The 21808-nt window shown below is 64.1% G+C and carries 13 protein-coding genes and 1 other RNA gene; 6 read left to right on the forward strand and 8 right to left on the reverse strand.

The genetic code is table 11. The features are described from left to right. Positions 1 to 13 precede the first annotated feature (13 nt). Together OZ10_RS20520 and apbC are read right to left on the reverse strand one after the other, a co-directional pair. Positions 14 to 75, reverse strand: a non-coding RNA gene (locus OZ10_RS20520) — sX9 sRNA. Between the two features lie 59 nt (positions 76 to 134). Further along, positions 135 to 986, reverse strand: coding sequence for an iron-sulfur cluster carrier protein ApbC (apbC, locus tag OZ10_RS03290; RefSeq protein WP_039563945.1), 852 nt, complete (start codon positions 984 to 986; stop codon positions 135 to 137). Positions 987 to 1318: 332 nt separating this feature from the next. On the opposite strand from apbC, the gene OZ10_RS03295 reads away from it, so the two are divergent. The 5 genes from OZ10_RS03295 to OZ10_RS03315 all read left to right on the forward strand — a co-directional run bounded on the left by OZ10_RS03295 (position 1319) and on the right by OZ10_RS03315 (position 14741). Next, positions 1319 to 4309, forward strand: coding sequence for a TonB-dependent receptor plug domain-containing protein (locus OZ10_RS03295; protein WP_039406113.1), 2991 nt, complete (start codon positions 1319 to 1321; stop codon positions 4307 to 4309). 354 nt (positions 4310 to 4663) lie between these two features. Then, complete coding sequence (locus OZ10_RS03300; RefSeq protein WP_039563947.1) at positions 4664 to 7711, forward strand: TonB-dependent receptor; 3048 nt, start codon at positions 4664 to 4666, stop codon at positions 7709 to 7711. 244 nt (positions 7712 to 7955) lie between these two features. Further along, positions 7956 to 10067, forward strand: a complete 2112-nt coding sequence (locus OZ10_RS03305; protein ID WP_039406111.1) for a M13 family metallopeptidase — start codon at positions 7956 to 7958, stop codon at positions 10065 to 10067. Between the two features lie 403 nt (positions 10068 to 10470). Next, positions 10471 to 12558 carry a M13 family metallopeptidase gene (locus OZ10_RS03310; protein WP_039406110.1) on the forward strand — a complete coding sequence of 696 codons (2088 nt, stop codon included), beginning with the start codon at positions 10471 to 10473 and terminating at the stop codon, positions 12556 to 12558. A gap of 170 nt (positions 12559 to 12728) precedes the next feature. Further along, positions 12729 to 14741 (forward strand): M13 family metallopeptidase, encoded by a 2013-nt coding sequence (locus OZ10_RS03315; protein WP_039563948.1) that lies wholly within the window; start codon positions 12729 to 12731, stop codon positions 14739 to 14741. A 213-nt stretch (positions 14742 to 14954) separates the two neighbouring features. Here OZ10_RS03315 and OZ10_RS03320 read toward each other — a convergent pair whose 3' ends face one another. From OZ10_RS03320 to OZ10_RS03345, 6 genes are all read right to left on the reverse strand, one after another. Then, complete coding sequence (locus OZ10_RS03320; RefSeq protein WP_039563949.1) at positions 14955 to 15653, reverse strand: rhomboid family intramembrane serine protease; 699 nt, start codon at positions 15651 to 15653, stop codon at positions 14955 to 14957. 41 nt (positions 15654 to 15694) lie between these two features. Then, positions 15695 to 16102, reverse strand: coding sequence for an MGMT family protein (locus OZ10_RS03325; RefSeq protein WP_081419278.1), 408 nt, complete (start codon positions 16100 to 16102; stop codon positions 15695 to 15697). A 417-nt stretch (positions 16103 to 16519) separates the two neighbouring features. After that, the gene (gene gorA, locus OZ10_RS03330) at positions 16520 to 17890 is read right to left on the reverse strand and encodes a glutathione-disulfide reductase (protein ID WP_039563951.1); all 1371 of its coding nucleotides are present in this window, start codon (positions 17888 to 17890) and stop codon (positions 16520 to 16522) included. After that, complete coding sequence (locus OZ10_RS03335) at positions 17887 to 19137, reverse strand: NAD(P)/FAD-dependent oxidoreductase (RefSeq protein ID WP_039563952.1); 1251 nt, start codon at positions 19135 to 19137, stop codon at positions 17887 to 17889. The genes gorA and OZ10_RS03335 overlap by 4 nt, the downstream gene beginning before the upstream one ends. 6 nt (positions 19138 to 19143) lie before the next feature. Then, positions 19144 to 20385 carry a DUF418 domain-containing protein gene (locus OZ10_RS03340; RefSeq protein ID WP_039406092.1) on the reverse strand — a complete coding sequence of 414 codons (1242 nt, stop codon included), beginning with the start codon at positions 20383 to 20385 and terminating at the stop codon, positions 19144 to 19146. A 232-nt stretch (positions 20386 to 20617) separates the two neighbouring features. Next, on the reverse strand, positions 20618 to 21097 hold the full coding sequence (locus OZ10_RS03345; protein WP_039406090.1) for an FKBP-type peptidyl-prolyl cis-trans isomerase: 480 nt from the start codon (positions 21095 to 21097) through the stop codon (positions 20618 to 20620). Between the two features lie 109 nt (positions 21098 to 21206). Between OZ10_RS03345 and OZ10_RS03350 the strand changes: the two genes are divergently transcribed. Further along, positions 21207 to 21752 (forward strand): C40 family peptidase, encoded by a 546-nt coding sequence (locus OZ10_RS03350; protein ID WP_039406088.1) that lies wholly within the window; start codon positions 21207 to 21209, stop codon positions 21750 to 21752. Positions 21753 to 21808 lie beyond the last annotated feature (56 nt).

A 21808-nucleotide genomic window follows, 5' to 3' on the forward strand; every position in this document is an offset into this window, starting at 1 on the left:
GTGTACTGAGAGTGGCTAACAGCACGTAGCGAGCAGACGTCAGACGGGCGTAGACGGCGCCGCAGAGTGGTACATGCGATTCCGAACACCGGCCGCGCCCGCCTGGCGGTGAGCGCAGTCGTTTGTTGGCTGCCCTATAGCAGCGAGGCCGAAATCGGGATGCTGGCGCGCGGGCGCTTGCCCAATTCCTCGGCCAGGCGCGCGGCAGCCGCCAGATACGCCTGCGCTGCTGTCGATTCCGGCGCGGCCACCACAATGGGTTGACCGGCATCGCCCTGCTCGCGGATCCCGATCGCCAGCGGCAACGACCCCAGCAGCGGCACGCCATACTGCGCGGCCATGCGCTCGCCACCGCCTTCGCCGAACAGGTGCTCGCGATGCCCGCAGTTGCTGCAGGTATGCACCGCCATGTTCTCGACGATGCCCAGTACCGGCACCTCGACCTTTTCGAACATCTTCAAGGCCTTGCGCGCATCCAGCGTGGCGATGTCCTGGGGCGTGGTGACGATCACCGCACCGGCTACCGGAATCTTCTGCGACAGGGTCAGCTGGATATCGCCAGTGCCGGGCGGCAGGTCGATCAGCAGATAATCCAGGTCGTCCCACAGGGTGTCGTTGAACAGCTGGGTCAGGGCGGAGGTGGCCATCGGGCCGCGCCAGATCATCGGCGTGTCCTGATCCACCAACAGGCCGATCGACATCGCCTCGATCCCGAACGCGCGCAAGGGCTCGATCGACTTGTTGTCCGGGCTATCCGGGCGCCCGCTCAGGCCCAGCATCGCCGGCACGCTGGGGCCATAGATATCGGCGTCCAGCACGCCCACGCGTGCGCCCTGCTGACGCAGCGCCAGTGCCAGATTCACTGCCGTGGTGGACTTGCCCACCCCACCCTTGCCCGACCCCACCGCAATGACATTGCGGATGCGCGGATGCGGGGCGAGCGCGCCCTGCACTGCATGTGCGGCAATTCTGCGTTCGCCGCTCATGCGTCGCGGCCCTGAGCTGCACCCGTCGCGGCGCGCACGTGTTGTTTCAACTTCATCGCCATTGTCTACCCGGTTCATCGTATGCGGCACGCGGTCACTGCCTGACCATGCGCTCGCGAAGCAGTGCAGTTTACCGGCTCGTGTCGACATCGCCGTACATGCCCGGCTCTACAGCGGTAGCCGGCCTTGATGCAAGCACGTGTCAACCACCGACATATTTCACAATTGTGGACACACGATTAAGGAGTTGTTACGTTCGAGACTCAATTCAGCCAGCGCTCAGCGAGCCCAGCTGTTACCCCAAATCGTCAGTACAGGAATCTGCAAAGGTCATGTCGAGTCGTCTCCCGCAACGCACCCGTCGTCATCGTTTGAGCGCCGCCTTGTTGGCCGCGCTGGTCGCACCGGCCGGCCATGTTGCCGCGCAATCGGAAAATGGCATGGCGCCCGACACCACCGACCTGGACAAGGTCACCGTCACCGGTTCGCGCATCGCGCGTACCGGTTTCGTCACCCCCTCCCCGGTCACCGCCATCAGTGCCGAAGAAATCCGCGCCACCGGCGCGACCACCATCAGCGATCTGATGGCACGCATGCCAGCGCTGGCGCCGAGTTACACCCTGGGCAATTCCACCCGCTTCATTGGCACTGCCGGCCTGGGTCTGCTGGATCTGCGCGGCATGGGCGTGGACCGCACGCTGGTGCTGGTCAACGGCCGCCGCCATGTGGGCGCCAGCCCCGGCTCGACCGCCGTGGACGTCAACACCATTCCGGTGGAATGGGTCGAACGCGTGGAAGTCATCACCGGCGGCGCCTCGGCCGTCTACGGCGCCGATGCGGTGGCGGGCGTGGTCAACTTCATCCTCAAGAAGAACTTCACCGGTTTCGAGACGCGCGCGCAAACCGGCCTGGCCGATGAGGGCAATTACAACCGCTCGTTTGCCAGCTTCTCTGCCGGCACCGACTTTGCGCAAGGCCGCGGCAACATCGCCATCTCGGGCGAATACAGCAAGCAGGACCGCTTCGGCCGCGGTAATCGTGCCATCGGCCGCGAGTACCTGGTCAGCGTGCAGAACCCCAGCTTCGACCCAAGCCGCCCGCCAAGCGAGAGCAACCCCCAGACCGTGCTCAGCGGCCCGGGTGGCAACCACGGCACCTCCTACGGCGGCACCTTCAACCTGGGCACCTTCGACTTCCGCAACCCGGCCACGTACGGCAACCGCTATCTGTTCAACGACGACGGCAGCTTCCGTCGTAACCGTTACAACGGCACGGTGGTGAGCAACACCTCGTGTGTGGATTGCGACTTTGCCGACCTCAACGCGGTGGCCGACCTGCAGCCCGGCTTCGACCGCAAGAGCGTCAATACCATGATCAACTTCGAGATCAGCGCAAACCATCGCCTGTTCTTCGAAGGCAAATACAGCGAAACCGATTCGGAATTCTTCGGCCAGCCGGCATTCGACAGCTCGCTGCGCGTGCGCCGCCAGAACCCGTATGTCAGCCCCGAACTCGGCGCGCTGATGGATTCGCGCGGGGCCACGCAGATCCTGATGAACCGCTTCAACGTCGACGCCGGCCGCCGTGGCGAGAACATCGAGCGCAAGACCTACCGCGCGGTGCTCGGAGCCGAAGGCAATTTCACCGACAACTGGACCTACGACGTGTCTGCCAACTACGGCAAGACCACGGTGGACCGGCTCAACCTCAACAACCGCATCAACGAACGTTGGCAGGCCGGCATCGATGCCGCGCGCGATGCCAGCGGCAACATCGTCTGCCGCACCACCCTGGATCCAAGCGCGATCAACCCCAACACCGGCCGGGTGTATTCGGCACTGGCGCGCGAGGGCTGCGTGCCCTTCAGCATCTTCGGCAACGGTGCGGTCACCCCGGAAGCGGCGGCGTGGTTCAACACCACCGCGCGCTCGCAGGCCAAGATCCAACAGACCGTGTTCAGCGCCTCGGTGGCCAATAGCAACCTGCTGTCGCTGCCGGCCGGCGACATCGGCATTGCCGGCGGCGTGGAATACCGCAAGGAACAAAGCGAGGAAATCACCGACCCGTTGGCAGCATCGGGCGTGACCTTCCTCAATGCCATCCCCAACAGCGGCGGCGAATACACCGTCAAGGACGTCTTCGTCGAAAGCACCATTCCGCTGCTGGCCGGGCTGCCGGGCGTGGATCGGTTGGCGCTGGATGTGGCTGGCCGTTATTCGGACTACAGCAGCATCGGCTCGACCAAGACCTGGAACATCGGCCTGGACTGGACCATCATCCCGTCGCTGCGTCTGCGCGGCACCCTCGCTCAGTCGGTGCGTGCGCCCAGCATCGGCGAACTGTACGACTCGCAGAGCGAGAACTTCGCCACCATCAACGACCCCTGCAACTACCTGCCCACCAATACCAATCGCCCGGGCACGGCTGGCGATGTGGGCTTGCGTCAGGCCAACTGCAGTGCGCTGGGTGTCCCGGTGGGCTGGATCGACACCTACACGGCCACCCGCCCCGGCGTGAGCGGCGGCAACCCGGACCTCAAGCCGGAGCGTGCGCGCAGCCTGTCCTATGGCCTGGTGTGGCAACCGGAGTTCTTCGAAGGCTTCGGCATGTCGATCGACTACTGGCGCATCGATCTGCGCGACGCCATCGGCACCGTGACTGCCGAGACCAATGCGACGCGTTGCGTGGATAACCCCGGTGGCGTCGGCAACAGCTTCTGCGGCTTCGTGCAGCGTGCCCCGCTGGGCGGCTTCACCGACCCGCAGGGCCGCATCTATCCCGAGCACAGCATCATCGGCTGGCAGGCATTGAACGAAAACCTGGCGCGTTCGCGTCGCGTGGGCGTGGACCTGGAAATGGACTATCGCTTCCAGCTCGGCGAAGGCAACACCGTGCTGCGCTTTGTCGGCACGCGCCTGATCCAGTCGCGCGAATGGGTGTTCCAGGATTTCCCGGCCGAATACGACGAGTACGTGACCTACGTGACCGACCCGCGCTGGCGCGCGCAGTTCCAGACCAAGTACAACTGGAACGAATGGCGCGCCTCGTGGGACATGAACTACGTGGATGGCAACCTGCGCGTGACCCCGGAAAGCTACAACAGCAATCCGGGCTCGGCCAGCCCGATCAAGAACGGCTCGTACGTCTACCACAACTTCCAGTTCGGCTATCAGTTCCCCGGTTCGAAGATCGACGTCTACCTGGGCATCGACAACGCCTTCGACAAAGACCCGCCGCGCAACTACTTCGGCTCGGACTTCAACTCCGCGTTGTACGACAACGTGGGCCGGTTCTTCTATCTGGGGACGACCGTGCGGTTCTGAGGGTTGTGAGGAAAGAGAGCCCCGCTGGTCGGGGCTCTTTTTTGCGCAGGTGACGTGGCCATCCAGCACAGCGACGGCGACCGTGGCATGGCATGTTCTACGCGCATCGCGTCGTGCATATCTGTATCGAATGTAACCAGATCAAACGCGCAATTGTTGAGGTTGCTCTTTTCCGTGTGCGGCACGCTGGTTCGTTGTGCCGAATTCCTCGCCTTCGGTGCGGATAGCTCCAATTTAGTTAAGAATTAATTCCAATCGCTTGCGCCGCTGGACATGGATTCATTACGTTCGGGTTAAGGCCATCTGACTCCCCGATGACCGCCCCTTATCCGAAATCCAGTTCAAAGGTCAGGAATGAGCAATCAGTTTCGTCGCCAACTCCTCAAGCGCACCGCCCTCGCCGTCGTGCTCGGTGCCTGCCTAGCCAACGGCGCGGTCAACGCGCAAAGCACCACCGGTAGCATCTACGGCAGCGCCCCGTCCGAAGCCGGCAGCACCATCGTTGTACAGAGCGATACCGGCCTCAGCCGCACCATCACCATCGATGCAAATGGCCGTTACAACCTCGGCTCGCTGCCGGTGGGTGCCTATACCGTTACCCTGAAGCGCGGCGACCAGGTCGTCGATACCCGCAAGAACGTGCAACTGCGCGTCGGCTCGGGCACTGAAGTGTCGTTTGCTGGCGCAAGCGCCGCAGGCAGCGCCGATGCAACCACGCTGGGCGCGATCACTGTCACTGCCGCCAATGCACCGAAGATCGATGTGAGCTCGACGAGTGCACGGTCGGTCATCACTTCCCAGCAGCTTGCGATCCTGCCACTTGGACGCAGCGCCGAAGCAATTGCGCTGCTAGCACCTGGTGCTGTCGCGGGAAGCGGCGCGTTCGATAACGGCTCACGCTCGGTCGTTTCATTCGGCGGCGCGGGCGTTACCGAAAATGCTTATTACATCAACGGATTCAACGTCAGCAATCCGCTCAGCAACCTGGGTGGCGTGAGCTTGCCGTACGGTGCCATCGACCAGCAGGAAACCTACACCGGCGGTTACAGCGCGCGTTACGGTCGCTCCACCGGCGGCGTGATCAATCAGGTAGGCAAGCGCGGCACCAACGAATGGCATTTTGGTGCTCAGGCCGTCTGGGAGCCTAAAGCGCTCGCAAGCTCGCCTGAGAACGTGCGCTTCCCCAACAACACACTGCCAGCCGACTTCGAATACACCAATGCAGACCAGCCGGGAACGCTCTACCGTAGCCGCAAAGACGACGCTGCCAACCGTACCGTCTATAGCGCTTATGCGGGCGGCCCGCTGATCGAAGACAAGCTCTTCGTATTTGTTGCCGGCGAATCCGACAAGACCGACGGCGTGTCCACCAACTCCAGCGCGGCAAGCATTCTGGGTCGCAACAATTACTCGTACAGCGCACCGAAGTTCTACGGCAAGATCGACTGGAACATCAACGACAGCAACATTCTGGAATACACCCGCATCGAAAGCACAGATCGTCGCGCGGGCTATTACACCGATTTCGACTACGACACCTTGTCCGGTGGTGGTCGTAGCGGGACGTTCGCCGATACCTACAAGATCAAAGACCGTTACGACATCTTCAAGTACACCGGGTATCTCACCGATGACCTGACCTTGAATGCCACCTGGGGCCGTAGCCGCCAGGACAATCTGCAGGGCAATCCGTACGTTTCCAACCTGCCCTACCTGCAGAATGTGACCAATCAGGATCCTGCACTGACCGGGGGTACGCCGATCACCAATGATCAGGCAAGCAACCGCACCAAGGCCGATCGCCCACAGAACAAGACCCGCAGCCTGCGGCTTGAACTCGAATACCGGCTCGGTGACCACGACCTGACCGCTGGCGTGGACAACATGTATTTCAATGCGTCTGATGAAGGTGTTCGCACCACTGGCCCCGGATACCAGTGGTTGTTCGCACGACAGTCCAACCCGGCCGTCGACATCCGTCCTAGTCTGGGTGTCGGCCCATCGGGCGGCAATGGCTACTATGCGCAGCGCCGTATCTTCACCACGACCACCAGCATGGCCGTTGAGCAGAAGGCGTACTACCTGGAAGATCGCTGGCAGGTCACCGACAAGTGGCTGGTCCTGCTTGGCATCCGCAACGACAAGTTCACCAACTTCAATAGTGCGGGCGCTCCGTACGTTGACAGTGGTGACCAGTGGGCACCACGTCTGGGCGTGAGCTGGGATGTGTTTGGCGATTCGTCGCTGAAGCTGTATGCCAACCTTGGACGTTACTACCTGGCGCTGCCAAACAGTGTTGCAGTGCGTGGAGCGTCTGCGTCCACCTACACCGACGAATATTTCGCGTATAGCGGCTTGGACGCGAACGGAGAGCCGACCGGCTTGAGAGCGCTGGGCCCGGGCCCGGTGTCTTCGAACGGCGAATACGGCCAGACGCCCGACCCGAATTCGTTCGCACCGAGCGATCTGAAGTCTCAGTACCAGGATGAGTTCCTGATGGGCTTTGAAAAGACGCTCGGCGAGAAGTGGAACTCGGGTGCAAAGGTGACCTATCGCAAGCTGCAGACCGCGATCGATGACGTCTGCGATACAGGCCGGATCGCCGACAAGCTCGCAGCCGGTGGCATTGACGCCTCATCGGTCGCCATTCCTGGTTGCGTGATGTTCAACCCTGGCGAAACCAACACCTACAACCTGGCCAATGTCGACGGCTCGGGCCGCACGCAGGTGCGTATGTCTCAGGAGGATTGGGGATTCACCAGTGGTGCCAAGCGTAACTACGTGTCGGTCGACTTGTTCCTGGAACATCCGTTCGACGAAAAGTGGTTCGGCCGCGTCGATTACACCTGGTCGCATCTGTACGGCAACACCGAAGGCCAGGTGAAATCCGATCTGGGGCAGGCTGACGTTTCCAAGACGCAGGACTGGGACTCGGCAGAGCTGATGTACTACGCAGGTGGAAGTCTGGCCAATGATCGCCGCCATCAGTTCAAGGCATTCGGTGCCTATCAGTTCACACCGGAATGGATGGCATCTGCCACGGTGCGCGTGTTGTCCGGCACACCAAAATCGTGCCTGGGCTATTTCGGCCAGGGCGAGCAGGATCCGATCGGCTATGAGTCGGCTTACCACTATTGCGCCGGTTCTCCTTCTCGTCCGGGCGACGCAGGCCGCACGCCTTGGCTGACGAATCTGGATCTGGGCGTGACCTATCGCCCGTCGTTTGCCGATCACAAGCTCGCCATCGGGCTGCAGGTCTTCAACGTACTCAACGACCGCGATGCCACACGTACGGAAGCGGTGTACGGGGACGACCGTTACACGGTCTCCAACACTTACGGCATGGGCACCTACTTCAACCCACCGCGCTTCGTCCGTCTCTCTGCGGCTTATGACTTTTAAGCGCAGCGTTCAGAACTAGAACACGCACTTCTCCACGGCCCCGAAAGGGGCCGTTTTTTTAGTGCGTCCCTTGCTGCAGCTGCGTCGGAGCCCGCCAACCGGCCCTCTACACACCCCGCACCCATGACCTTCGACACCATGCCATCCGGCTGGCGAGGCGTAGAGTGCCGGCCACGGCTCCGGCGACGGAGCTTCCCAATCGACTGCTGCTCCTGGAGCCTTTGTGATTCGAACACCTCATCTATTGACGTTGACCCTGGCCGTGGCGGCCGCGCTCAGTGGTTGCAAGAAATCCGACGACGCTGCGCCGGCGGCCCCGGCCGGCGACGCCGCACCTGCGGCAACCACTGCGCCTGCGGCGCCCAAGACGCTGACCCTGGACCAGAGCAAGCTGCCGGCGGTGAACCAGTTCACTGCGGCAGACCTCGACCCCAACGGCAATGCCTGTACCGACCTCAACGCCTACGCCAACGCCAAGTTCCTGGCCGCCAACCCGGTACCGGGCGACCGCACCAGCTGGGGCGCGTTCGAGATGCTCGACGAGCGCTCCAATGCGGTCCAGCAGCAATTGGTGGAACAGGCCGCGGCCGACAGTAGCGCCACCGGCGTGGAGAAGATCGTCGGCGACCTGTGGTCCACCGGCATGGACGAAGCCAAGATCAACGCGCAGGGTATCGAGCCGCTGAAGCCGGAGCTGGCTGCCATCGACGCCATCAGCGACCAGGCCAAGCTGGTCGACTATCTGCGCAGCAGCGCGGCCAAGGGCAACAACGACCTCTTCAGTTTCGGCGCCGAGGCGGACTTCAAGAAGTCCAGCCAGAACATCGCCTACGCCATGCAGGGTGGCCTGGGTCTGCCGGACCCGGAGTACTACACCAGCGCCGGCAACAAGGCCAAGCTGGACGCCTACCAGGCGCACGTCGCCAAGGTGCTGGAACTGTCCGGCGTGGCCGCGGCCGATGCCGCCGCGCAGGCCAAGCAGGTGGTCGCGTTCGAGACCCGTCTCGCCAAGGTCTCCAAGACCAGCACGCAACTGTCGCGCGATGCCTCGCTGGCCTACAACCCGATCTCGCCGGCCGACGCCGACAAGCTGACCCCGAACTGGTCGTGGACCGAGTTCTTCAAATCGCAGGGCGTGACCGCGCCGGAGATGTTCTCGCTGGCGATCCCGGCCTTCCACCAGGAAGTGAGCAAGATGATTGCCGACACCGACCCGGCGATCTGGCGCGCGTACCTGCGCTTCCACACCGTCGATGGCGCTTCGCCGTACCTGAGCCAGCCCTTCGTCGATGAGAGCTTTGCGTTCTACAACAAGACCCTTCGCGGCCAGAAGGAAATCAAGCCGCGCTGGAAGCGCGTGCTGGCCACCATCAACGGCCAGACCGGTGAAGCGCTGGGCCAGATGTACGTCAAGGTCGCCTTCCCCGCCGAGTCCAAGGCCAAGATGGAAACCCTGGTAACCAATCTGCGCACCGCGCTCAAGGCCCGCATCGAAAAGCTGGACTGGATGAGCCCGGAGACCAAGACCAAGGCAATCGCCAAGTGGGAAAGTTTCACGCCCAAGATCGGCTACCCGGAAAAGTGGCGTGAGTGGAATGGTCTGACCACCACCCGCGACAGCTACCTGGGCAACGTGCAGGCCGCGGCCGAATACAACTACAAGTGGAACCTGTCCAAGATCGGCAAGCCGGTGGACAAGACCGAATGGGGCATGAGCCCGCAGACGGTCAACGCCTACTACAACCCGCTGCAGAACGAGATCGTGTTCCCGGCCGCCATCCTGCAGCCGCCGTTCTTCGACCCGAATGCGCCGGAGGAAATGAACTACGGCGGCATCGGCGCGGTGATCGGCCATGAGATGACCCACGGCTACGACGACCAGGGCAGCCGCTTCGGCGCCGATGGCAACTTCATCCCCGATCCGGGCTGGTGGACGCAGAAGGATCTGGACGCGTTCAAGGCACGCACCGGCAAGTTGGTAGCGCAGTTCGACAGCTACCGCACGCCGGCCGGTGACAAGGTCAAGGGCGACCTGACCCTGGGCGAAAACATTGCCGACCTGGGCGGCCTCAATACCGCCTACGACGCGATGAAAACCGCCACCGCCGGCAAGGACGACCCGAAGACCGACGGCATCACCCGCGACCAGCGCTTCTTCCTCAACTGGGCCACGGTGTGGCGCCGCAACTTCACCCCGGAAGAACTCGTCGTGCGCCTGAAGACCGACCCGCATGCGCCGGCCAACTTCCGCGCCATCGGTGCACCGTCCAACATGCCGGCCTTCGCCGCTGCGTTCTCGTGCAAGGCGGGCGATGCGATGGTGCGTCAGGGCGACAAGCAGGTTGTGATCTGGTAATTGCGTGGTCGTTGTAAACGACGGGCGGCGATCAAGAGGTCGCCGCCCGTTTTTATTTAGGGATGCCTTGTGACGCTGCGCCATGCGGTCCGCGCCTTCACGCGCCGGGCCAGCGCCGTGCACGATGCATTGACTGCACGCATCAGGTCCCGGCGAGCACCAGGTGCACGCATCGGCGACAGATGGTTCGTGCGGTCATGCGTTGATCTGCGCCGCACCGCTGACGTTTGCGACGGCTGGTTCGGATTCGGGGCAAGCCCGCTGCCCTTTTTTTTTCTTGCGCCATCAGACATCTGTTGCCCAGCAATCAGCACCCTAACTACAAGTCTCAACAAAGCTCAACGCATGTGCCAGCACGGCAGAGCCCGCCTATTCTCGGTGTTCCTTCCTGCCACTTTCTGCCATGTCAGCCATCAAGACTTCCACACTCGCCCTTGCCCTGCTGGTCGCTTTGACGGGCTGCAAGCGCGCATCCGATGACAGCAGCGTACCGACGCAGGCACCCACTGCGGCCGCCACTCCATCCAAGCCTGCCTTCGATATCGAAGAGCTGGATACCGCGTCAAGCGCGTGCACGAATCTGGATAACTTCGTCAATTCCAAGTGGGACAAGGCCAATCCGATCCCGCCCGACCAGACCAGCTGGGGGGTGTTCGACGAGCTCGTGGAAAGGAGCCTGGCCACGCAGCGACAGATTGTCGAAGCCGCTGCAAAGCAGGTGGACCAACAGACTGATCCCCTGGCCCGCAAGCTGGGCTTGCTGTACGCCTCGGGCATGGACGAACGCGCCATCGAAGCAGCGGGCTACGACCCCATTCGTCCGCAGCTGGAGGCAATTGCCGCACTCAACTCCAGCACCGCGATTGCCGACTACATCACCAAACGCTACGCAGAAGGCGACGCACTCGTGTTCGAGTTCGGTGCCGGCCCCGATTTCCACAAGGCTGAGCAGCAGATCGCGTTCGCCCAGGAAGGTGGTCTGGGCCTGCCGACCAAGGACTATTACACCGCTGCGCAATACGCTCCCATCCGCGCAGCCTACCTCGCCTACATCGCCAAATCATTCGAACTCACCGGCAGCGATGCCGACACGGCCAAACGCCAGGCCAAAGACGTCATGACGCTCGAATCGCGCCTGGCCGCTGCATCGCTTGCGCCGACCGACGCCCGCCAACCCAAGAATCAATACCACTTTCTCAGCGTCGCCGATGCCGACAAGATCACGCCGCACTTTTCGTGGACAACATTCTTCGCTGCGCAGGGTGTGGATGTCGGCCCTGGCTTCTCGTTGTCGCAACCGCGTTTCTTTGCGGCATTCGATCAACAATTAGCCACCGCGCCGGTGGCGCAGTGGCAGGCATATCTGCGCTTCCACACCATCGACGAGGCGTCTAAGCAGCTCAGCAAGGCGTTCGTCGACAACAACTTTGCCTTTTATGGAAAGACGCTGTCCGGGCAGCCCGAACAACGGCCGCGCTGGAAGCGCGTTCTTCGTGCGGTCAACGGGGCCATGGGCGAAGGCCTGGGCGAACTGTACGTCGCCAAGGTCTTCACGCCCGACACCAAGCAACGCGCCGCCGAACTGGTGAACAACATCCGTGCCGCACTCAAGACACGGATCGAGCACGTCGCCTGGATGAGCGAGCAGACCAAGGCCAAGGCCTTGGCGAAGTGGGAAACCTTCCTGCCCAAAATCGGTTACCCGGACACCTGGCGCGACTGGTCCGGGCTGGAGATCGTGCCCGGCGCGTATTACCGCAACCTGCAGGCCGCGGCAAAGTTCAACTATCACTACGATATTGCGCAGATCGGCAAACCCACCGACCGCAAGCGTTGGACGACGACGCCGCAGACGGTCAATGCGTATTACAGCCCCAGCACAAACTCCATCAGTTTCCCGGCCGCCATCCTGCAACCGCCGTTCTTCGATGCCAGCGCCGATGACGCGCTGAACTACGGCGCGATCGGCGCGATCATCGGCCATGAGGCCTCGCATGGTTTCGACGATCAGGGCAGCCAATTCGATGGCGCGGGCAACAATGTCAATTGGTGGACGCCGCAGGATCGCAAAGCCTTCGAAGCACGCACCGATGTGCTGGTCAAGCAATTCGACGCCTATGTGCCGCTGCCGAACTATCCAACCCTGCACGTCAACGGCAAGCTCACCCTGGGTGAAAACATTGCCGACCTGGGCGGCCTCAACATTGCCTACGACGCCTTGCAGACTGCACTGCGCACGCATCCCGAGCGTGCCCGTACGGTCGATGGCTACCGCCCGGAACAACGGTTTTTCCTGGGCTTTGCGCGCAACTGGCGCGAACAGGTCCGAGAGCAGCAGCAGCTGGTCTATCTGGCCTCCGACCCGCATTCGCCAAGCCACCTGCGTGCCATCGCCTCGCCGTCCAACATGCCGCAATTCGCCCAGGCGTTCTCCTGCAAGCCAGGCGATGCGATGGTGCGCCCGGACAAGGACCGCGTGGTGATCTGGTAAGCGCCTGCAAGCGCTTCGAACCCATGAGCGCGCGCACGAGCCCGCACACGCGGGCCTGTCGCGTTCATGCAAACGGCCGGTACCGGAGACGAACCGCAGCGGGTGCCCGCCTGCACGGCCCCCGGCCTTGCTAAACTCCGCCGACTTTACTCTGGCCACCTGTCTTCTCGATGCCCACCATTCGCCCGCTTGCCCTCGCTCTTGGCTTCAGCCTGATCACGCTGCTGTCCGCCCCCGACGCCGACGCCGCTCGCAAGAAGAAGGCAGCTCCCAAGGCCCCGGCCGTCTCCGCGGCCTGCACCGATTTCTACGACTACGCCAATGCTGGCTGGCTGAAGGCCAACCCGGTGCCGCAGGCCGGCGCCGTGACCGCGCTGGGCCAACTGTCCGAGCGCGCACTGCAGCAGCAGCGTGAGTTACTGGACGCCTCGATGAAGGCGCCGCAGGGTAATGTGCAGAAGCTGCTGGGTGACTTCTGGGCCAGCGGCCTGGATGAGGCCGCCGTGGAAAAGGACGGCTCCAACCCGATCGCCCCGTTGCTGTCGCGCATCGACGCGATCAAGAAGGCCAAGGATGTGCCCGCTTCCATCGCCGCACTGCACCAGGTCGGCATCCCGGTCGGCTTCAACTTCGGCCCCGACGTGGACCTGAAGGCGCTGGACCGCCACATCGGCTACTTCATGCAGGGCGGCATGGGTCTGCCCGACCCGGCGTTCTACACCCGTACCGATGCCGACACCCAGGCGCTGATGGGCCGCTACCGCGCCTACGTCAAGCAGATCCTGGCGCTCACCGGCACCGCCGCCGACAAACTCGACGCCGATGCCGCTTCGGTGCTGCAGATCGAGACCGCGCTGGCACGCAGCGCGCAGTCGGTACAGGGCATCAACAACCCGTTCAACAACTATGCCCCGATCGCCACCAAGGAGCTGACCAAGCAGTACAAGAACCTGCGCCTGGCCGACTTCCTGGAGGCCCAGGGCGTCAAGGACGACCTGGTGTCGATGGCCGACCCGGCCATGTTCAAGCAGCTCGACAGCATGATCGTCAGCATCAAGCCGGAGCAGTGGAAGGCCTACCTGCGCTGGCGCGTGGGCGATGCGATGGCGCCGTACCTGTCCAAGAGCTTCCACGATGCCGAATACCAGTTCCGCGGCCGCCTGCTGCGTGGCGACGCCGTGGCGCCGCAGCGCTGGCAGCAGGTGCTGGATGCCATCAATGTGGCTGCCGGCCCGATGCTGGGTCGCGAATACGTGGCGCGTTACCTGAGCAGCGACACCCGCCGCCAGGCCGAAGCCATCGCCGACCAGGTGCGCGACGCACAGCTGGCCGCGCTGGAGCGCACCGGCTGGGGCAACGGCGAGGCAGTGGCCGAAGCCAAGGCCAAATTGACCGCGATGAAGATCGAAGTCGGCGCACCGCGTCGCGATCTGGATTACACCGTGCAGCCGATGGGCCGTGGCAGCTTCGGCGGCAACATGCTGATCGCCTCGACCTGGCGTCACCGCGAGGAAATGAAGCGCATCGGCAAGGGCAACGCCGACCGCCGCTGGGACGTGCTGCCGCAGCAGCCTGCCGTCGCCTATGACATTGCGCAGAACCGCCTGATCGTCACCGCTGCCGTGTTGCAGGCACCTGTGCTGACCAGCGGCAGCACGCCGGCGGCCCAGTACGGCGCTTACGGTGCGCTGGTGGCGCACGAGCTGACCCGCGCGATCGACGCCAAGGGCTCGCTCGTCGATGCCAAGGGCGAGCTGCGTAGCTGGTGGACGCCGGCCGAGAAGACCGGCTGGACGCTGCTCACCGGGAAGGTAGCCAATCAGTTCGCTGCCTATCCGTACCCGGGCGTGCCCAATGCCAAGGTCAACGGCGCGCAGACCGCCGAAGAGAACCTGGCCGATCTGGCCGGCGTCGAATTGGCCTGGCAGGCCTTCAGCAAGGCACAACCCGCCGCCACCGAAGCCGACAAGCAGGCCTTCTTCACTGCCTGGGCCGGCTTGTGGGCACAGCAGCTGTCGCCGAACGAAGCGGTGCAGCGCGCCAGCGCCGACATCCGTGCACCGGGCCAGTGGCGCACCAATGGCCCGCTGTCGAACCTGCCGGAGTTCGGAGCAGCATTCACCTGCAAGCCGGGCCAGCCGATGCAGCGCGTGGATGCCGACCAGATCAAGATCTGGCGTTGATTCACGCGCCAGGAAGTCACTGGCAATCAACACGCAGTGGCAGGCAATGAAAAAGAGCGCGGGATCCGCGCTCTTTTTTTGTCTCCGCGTTTGTCGATTTACCGACCAGCTGAAACACGCTGAACGTAGGAGCGGACCTGGCCGCGACGAGGCTTTACCGGTAACCGCCGTGGCGGCCGGGTCCGCTCCTGCGACTCGATGCGTAGCCCGACCTCAGCGCACCACGCGCAACGGCGGCTTGCGGCCCTTGCCACCGCCCTTGCGGCCGCCGCTGCCACCGAACGGCGGCTGGCCGCGCCAATAGCGGATCATCAGCCAGCCGAACAGCATGCCGCCCAGGTGCGCGAAATGCGCCACGCCCGGCTGCCAGCCTGTCGCGCCCAGGAACAATTCGATCGCGCCAAACACGATCACAAAGGTGCGCGCCTTCATTGGAATCGGCGGGAACAGCAGCATCACGCGCTGGTTCGGGAACAGCATGCCGTAGGCCAGCAACAGCCCGAACACACCGCCCGAGGCCCCCACCACCGGCGCACCGCTCTGGGTGAACCAGGCCATCAGCAACTGGCACACGCCGGCTCCGGCCACGCACACCAGGTAATAGGTGAGAAAGCGCTTCTGGCCCCAGGTCTGTTCCAGCGGCGCACCGAACATGAAAAGCGCCAGCATGTTGAAGAACAGATGGTTGAAACCGCCATGCAGGAAGGCGTAGGTCAGCAACTGCCACGGCATGAAGCTGGCACCGGGCGAAAACGCATCGAAGCCGTTGGACAGCGGCCACAGCATCAGCCATGACAGCGTGCTATCGGATGGCAGCATGCCCGCACCCAGGTCGCCCACCGCCCACTGCAGCAGGAACAGGCCGATGTTGGCGATCAATAAGGCTTTGGTGACAGGCGGCAGTTGGGGCATGGCGGCATTCCTTCAGAATGCTGCAGATGATAACGGCAGCCCTATGAAGGCCCCCACACGGCCGCATCCAGCCGCTGTGCGGCACTGGCCCGGCGCACACGGCCCCGCTCCACCTGGACGCCCTCGGCTCGCAGCCGCTGACACTGCTCGCGATGGCCTGCCGAGCCTTTGGGCAGCGCGATCCGGCCGTCACTGCGCACCACGCGGTGCCAGGGCAGCTGCGGGTCGTCATTGCCGCTGAGCACGCGCGCCACTAGCCGCGCACGGCCCGGCAGGCCGGCGCGCTGGGCGACGTCCCCATAACCGGCGACCTCGCCCACGGGAATCGCGCGGATCACCTGGAGAATCCGCAGCCGCGCCTGCTCGCCGGACAGTGACTCACCCTTGGAGGCGGCATGCCCTGCAGAGGTGGCGGATAGAAATGGCGTTGAAAAGCGAGATCTGGACATCGCGCAAGCATGCCAGCTGACGGGGGTGCATATGCGCGTGCGGATCGCCCCGTAGGCTAAGAGAAAGTTGCAAGCCCCTCTCCCCCCGGGAGAGGGGTTGGGGTGAGGGTACGGGCGCAGCAAGCAAACCGCTCAGGCAACACAATATGTCGTCATTCGCCCGATGAGAGTACAAAAAGCTTTGAGCATCAGATCGAGCTCGATCAATGAGTCGCTTGTGCTGAGGCCTCTCCCCGCTGGCAGAGGCTTCAATCCTGCTCCCATCGGGACACTGCCCCCCTTATGAGAGAGAGGTGGCCCAGTGCCGGATGCGGGTACGGCTGCCACTGGAGATCGCAGTCTGGCATTACGTGGCATCGCCTTATGCACCGCCACATGGCAACCAAGCATCGATAGCGACGCCCGCGCCGCCATCCCTCAATGCATCAACACGATCTCTTCCGACGAGGTGGGATGAATCGCCACCGTCTCGTCGAAGTCGCGCTTGGTCGCGCCCATCTTCACCGCAACCGCAAAGCCCTGCAGCATCTCGTCGGCGCTCTCGCCCAGCAGATGCACGCCGACCACACGCTCCTCCTGGCCTGCGCATACCAACTTGAACAGGCTGCGCTGCGGCGCATCGGCCAGCGCATGCAGCATCGGGCGGAAGTTGCTGCGATAGACGCGCACCTCGCCGTTGTAGCGTTCGCGTGCCTGCTCCTCGGTCAGCCCGACATGGCCCAGCGGCGGGTGCGAGAACACCACGCTGGGCACGCCGTCGTAGTCCATGCGCGCATCGGGCTCGTTGCCGAACAACCTGTCCATCAGCTTGCGCGCCGCCGCGATCGCCACCGGCGTCAGCCCGACCTTGCCAGCCACATCGCCGATCGCATGAATGTTGGGCACATTGGTGGTCTGCCCGTCGTCCACCACCACCTCGCCCTTATCGCCGAGCGTCACACCGACGCCATCCAGGCCCAGGCCGGCCGTGTTGGCGCGCCGGCCGATGGCAAAGAACACCTTGTCGAACACGTCGTTGCCTTGCTCGCGCGGATGCGCAGGATGACCATGCACGCGCAGTCCGCCCTGCGCATCGCGCTCCAGACCGGTGGTGGTGAAACCGAAATGCAGGCGTACGCCCAGGTGGCGCAGGTTGTCGGCCAACTGCAGCGTCAACTCCGCATCGAAGCGTTCCAACAGACGATCGCTTTGCACGTACAGGTGCACGCGGCTGCCAAGTGCCTGCAACAGGCCGGCGATTTCCACCGCGATATAGCCACCCCCAACGATTGCCACGTGCGCTGGCGCATGACAGAGGTTGAAGAAATCGTCGGAAACCTCGCCATGCTCGGCGCCGTCCACGCCTGGGCGCAGCGGGTGCGCGCCGGTGGCGATGACGATGTGCTCGGCAGTAACTGGCACGCCGTCGCCACCCAGGATGGTATGACGGTCCTGCAACACGCCGCGCTGCGGGATCAGGACCACGCCATCTTCGTTCAGACGCCGCCGATAACTCGCGTGGATGTTGGCGATGTAGCCCTGCCGATGTGTGACCAGCTCCTGCCATGCCAACGCGGGGCGCGGCACATCGAACCCCAGCGCGCCGGCCAGCTCGATCTTGCCGGCCAGATCGGCCGCCAGCCACATCGCTTTTTTCGGCACGCAACCCAGGTTGACGCAGGTCCCGCCCAGCTCGCCGGGCTCCATGATCGCCACGCGCGCGCCGTGTTTTGCCGCGCGAAAACCGGCCGCCAGCCCACCGGAACCGCCGCCCAGAATCACCACGTCATAGTCGTAACGCGCACTCATGCGAATCGCTCCGCCCGGTAGGGATGCGGGTCCAGCGCAGGTGCGCGGCCCGTGATCAGGTCGGCCATCAGTTTTCCGCTTGCAGTGCTCATGCTGATCCCGAGCATGCCATGGCCGGCCGCGAGCCAGACGTGAGGACGCGCCGGCACGGCGCCCAGTACCGGCACATCGTCCCAGGTCATCGGTCGCCATCCATACCAGCGTTCGATCACTGCCGGCCCGCATGGCGCATGCAGATATTCGGCGGCCGCACGTTCCAGCGCAGCCAGGCGCGCGGGCGTGAGCTGGGTGTCGTGGCCGGAAAATTCCATCGTGCTGCCGATGCGCAGCCGGTCGCGCCACGGTACCACGAACACCCAGCGATCCTTCAGCACCACCGGGCAGCGCGGCATCAACGGTGGTGCGCTGTAAGTGATCGAATAGCCCTTGCCGGCCTGCACCGGCAGGCGTAGCCCGAGCTGCGCAGCCAACTGCGGCGACCACGGCCCGGTGGCGATCACCACCTCACGTGCGTGCAGCACCGCCGGGTCGGTGTGCACGCAGACACCGGATGCCTCCGGCAGCACGGCATGCACGCGGCAGTGCTCATCGACCACCGCCCCCTGCGCGCGCAGCACCCTGGCCAGTTCCGCGGTGTAGCGTTCCGGGCGCAGATGCGCGTCGCCAGGGAAATGGATCGCACCTGCGATGCCATCGCGAAATGCCGGATCCTGCCGCGCGTAGTCGGCGCCATCGATCACCTGCGTCTGGATGCCCCACTGCGCCAGCACCTCGCATTCGGCGCGGTACTGCGCAAAGCGGCGTGCGTCGCCGAACACATAGTCCAGCCCATCGATCCGGTAGTCGCAGTCCAGCGCGTAACGCTTCACCCAGTCGTCCAGGCGGTGGCGCGCGTCGTGCAGCAAGGCCGCACGTGCATGCGCACTGGCGTGCCAGTCGCGCGCATTGCAGCGCCGTGCGAACCGCAACAGCCAGCGCCACAACGCCGGATCCAGGCGTGGCGGGATGTACAACGGCGCGTCCGGCGTCAGCATCCATTTCACCGCCTGCGCGATCATGCCCGGCGCCGCCAGCGGTGGCGCATGGCTTGGTGTGATCGTGCCGCAGTTGCCGTGCGAGGTGGCAGCGCCCAACGCGCCGGCATCGAGCACGCGCACCTGACGGCCGGCTTCCACGAGCGCCAGCGCAGTGGCCAGGCCGATCGCGCCGGCACCAATCACCACCACGTCCTCGCGCACGGCGCTCACCTGCGGCTACCCGGCCCGGGCGTTGCTGCGCCACATCGGCGGCACGCGCAGGTAGGTCACGCTCCGCCAGACCCATTCCAGTGGCCCGAAGCGGAACCAGCGCAGCCACAGGTGGCTCAGCACCACCTGCGCAGCGAACAGCGCCACTGCGAACGGCAGTTGCCACACGCGCGGCAATTGCTCGAAGTAGCCCAGCCCGTACCCGTAGAACACCCACGTGCACAGCACCGACTGCAACAGATAATTGCTCAGCGCCATGCGGCCGGCAGGCGCAAGCCACGCCAGACGCGACGCAAAGCGCACTACCCATGCCGCATAGCCCAGGCTCATCAGCGGCCCCGCGATCAACGCCAACGCGAACGCGCCGGACAGGCGCAGCGTCGCACGCGCAGGGTCCATCCATGGTTCCAGCGCGTAGCTGACCACCATGACGGCAAGCCCTAGCGGCACGGCCCCGTAGCGCAACGCGCGAAACAGGTGTGGAAAGCGCTCGGGCGCCGCGATCGCGCCGCTGCGCACGAACCAGCTGCCCAACAGGAACATGCCCAGCATGGCCGGGCCATTGATGCTGAGCCCACTCATCGCCTGGCGCAGGTCATGCCAACGCTGCGCGATGGCCTGCAGGTAGGTGCCGTGTCCAAATGCGGCGCGCTGTGCCTGCACGTTGGCTGCTGCCTGCTGCGCGGCGTCGGCCATGGCGGTGTTCCAGTCGCTCGCTGCTGCCGGATCGGACTGCATCAGCGCGATCGCACTGCCGTACAGCATCACCAGCGCCGGCGCGCACAGGTACACCAGCGCCGCAAGCCACGGCAACGTCACCGTCGGCACCTTGCGCGCACTCAGCAGCAGGACCGCCAGCACGGCGTAGGTCACCAGAATGTCGCCGGACCACAGCAGCAATGCATGCGCCAGACCGATCACCAGCAAGCCGGCAGTGCGGCGCAGGTACATGCCGATCAACCCGCGCCCTGCCTGGTCGGCGCGCTGCGCCATCACTGCAAAGCCCATGCCGAACAACATCGAGAACAGGGTGTAGAACTTTCCCTGCACGAACAGATAGACCAGCGCATCGGCGATGCGGTCGGCGCCGTGCCAGTGCGGCTCCACGCCGCTCAATGCCAGATCGAGCGGTCCGACGAAGGCCTCGATGTTCATCAGCAGGATGCCGAGCAATGCAAAACCGCGCAGTACGTCCAACACGACGATGCGCTCGGTCGCGGCAATGGGGAGCAGATCGGGTCGGGTCATTGCAACTCAGGCCATCGGGTGCGATGGCGTACACCGCACAACGCAAACGGCCCGCCTGGAGGGCGGGCCGTCGGAAACGCCGCCGTTACCGGCTGCATCGAGCGTGGCGCAGCGCGTGCCCGCTGGCAAGGAAGCGTCGGCTCCGGCGGCCCGGGACGCATCCGAGGTGCAGACCGAACCCGGAATCCAGCCGTTCACCGCCACCGCAACGCTGACACTCTGCCCGCAGTGCTCAGTGGTGATGGCCGCCGTCACCGTGAACGTGCCCGTGGTCGCGCTCTTCCTGGCTTGCTTCGCGCACTTCGATGATTTCCACATCGAAGTGCAGGTCCTTGCCGGCCATCGGGTGATTGAGGTCGACATCGACCACGCTCATGCCAACCTTCTGCACGGTGACCGCACGCGGGCCGAAGTTGGTCTGCAGTACCACCTGGGTGCCCGGAACCAGCTTGGTGGCGCCGAAATGCTTCTTGGGCACGCGCTGGCTCAGGCCTTCGCGGTACTCGCCATAGGCCTCGGTCGCCTTGACGTCGACGCCGAAGCTTTCGCCGGCTTCCTTGTCCATCATGGCCGCTTCCAGGCCGGGGATGATGTTGCCGTGGCCGATCAGGATCGCCAACGGGTCACGCTCCTTGGAGCTCTCGATCGGCTCCTGGCCGATCTCCGAAACGGTGTAGTGGAAGCGGACGACGCTGTCTTTTTCGATCTTCATGCCTGGCTCTGAATGGGCTGCCCGGTGGCAGACGGTTGAGGACGGCTTGTCGGCCGCCGGGTGCGCCGCCATCATGGCGACCTTTCGAACCGCCCATTATCCCGGCTCCATGCATATCACGCCAGTTTTCGCCGCCCGCACCCATCGCGCCGCGGCCTGTTTGCTACTGGGCCTGTTCCTGCTGGGCGGGTGCGCGCAGCAGACCCCGGTGCGGCGTCCGGCCGCCGCGCCCCCGCCGCCGCCGCGCGTCTGGCCGCAGGTGGCGCCGGCCAACCCTGCAGCGGCCAACGACATCCTGATGCGTGCATTGGGCCTGGTCGGTACCCCCTACCGGTTTGGCGGCAACACACCGGAGACCGGGTTCGACTGCAGCGGGCTGGTCACTTATGTCTACAAGGACGTGGCGGCCGTCATGCTGCCGCGCACCTCGCGCGAGCTGGCTGCGATCCAGGGGCCGCCAATCCCGCCAGAACGGCTCGTCACCGGCGATCTGGTGTTCTTCGGAGCCGGCGGCAGCGTGACCCACGTCGGCATTTACGTGGGTGAAGGTCGCTTCGTGCATGCTCCAACCACCGGCGGTACGGTCCGCTTGGATTTTCTGGATGGCGCCTACTGGCGTGACCATTATTCAGGTTCAAAGCGGGTTTTACACTGAAATGTGATGAACATCACAAGTCATCAAACGGAAAGTTAACTTTTTTTGAACGTAAC

The organism is Xanthomonas cannabis pv. cannabis (assembly GCF_000802365.1).
Taxonomy (GTDB): domain Bacteria; phylum Pseudomonadota; class Gammaproteobacteria; order Xanthomonadales; family Xanthomonadaceae; genus Xanthomonas; species Xanthomonas cannabis.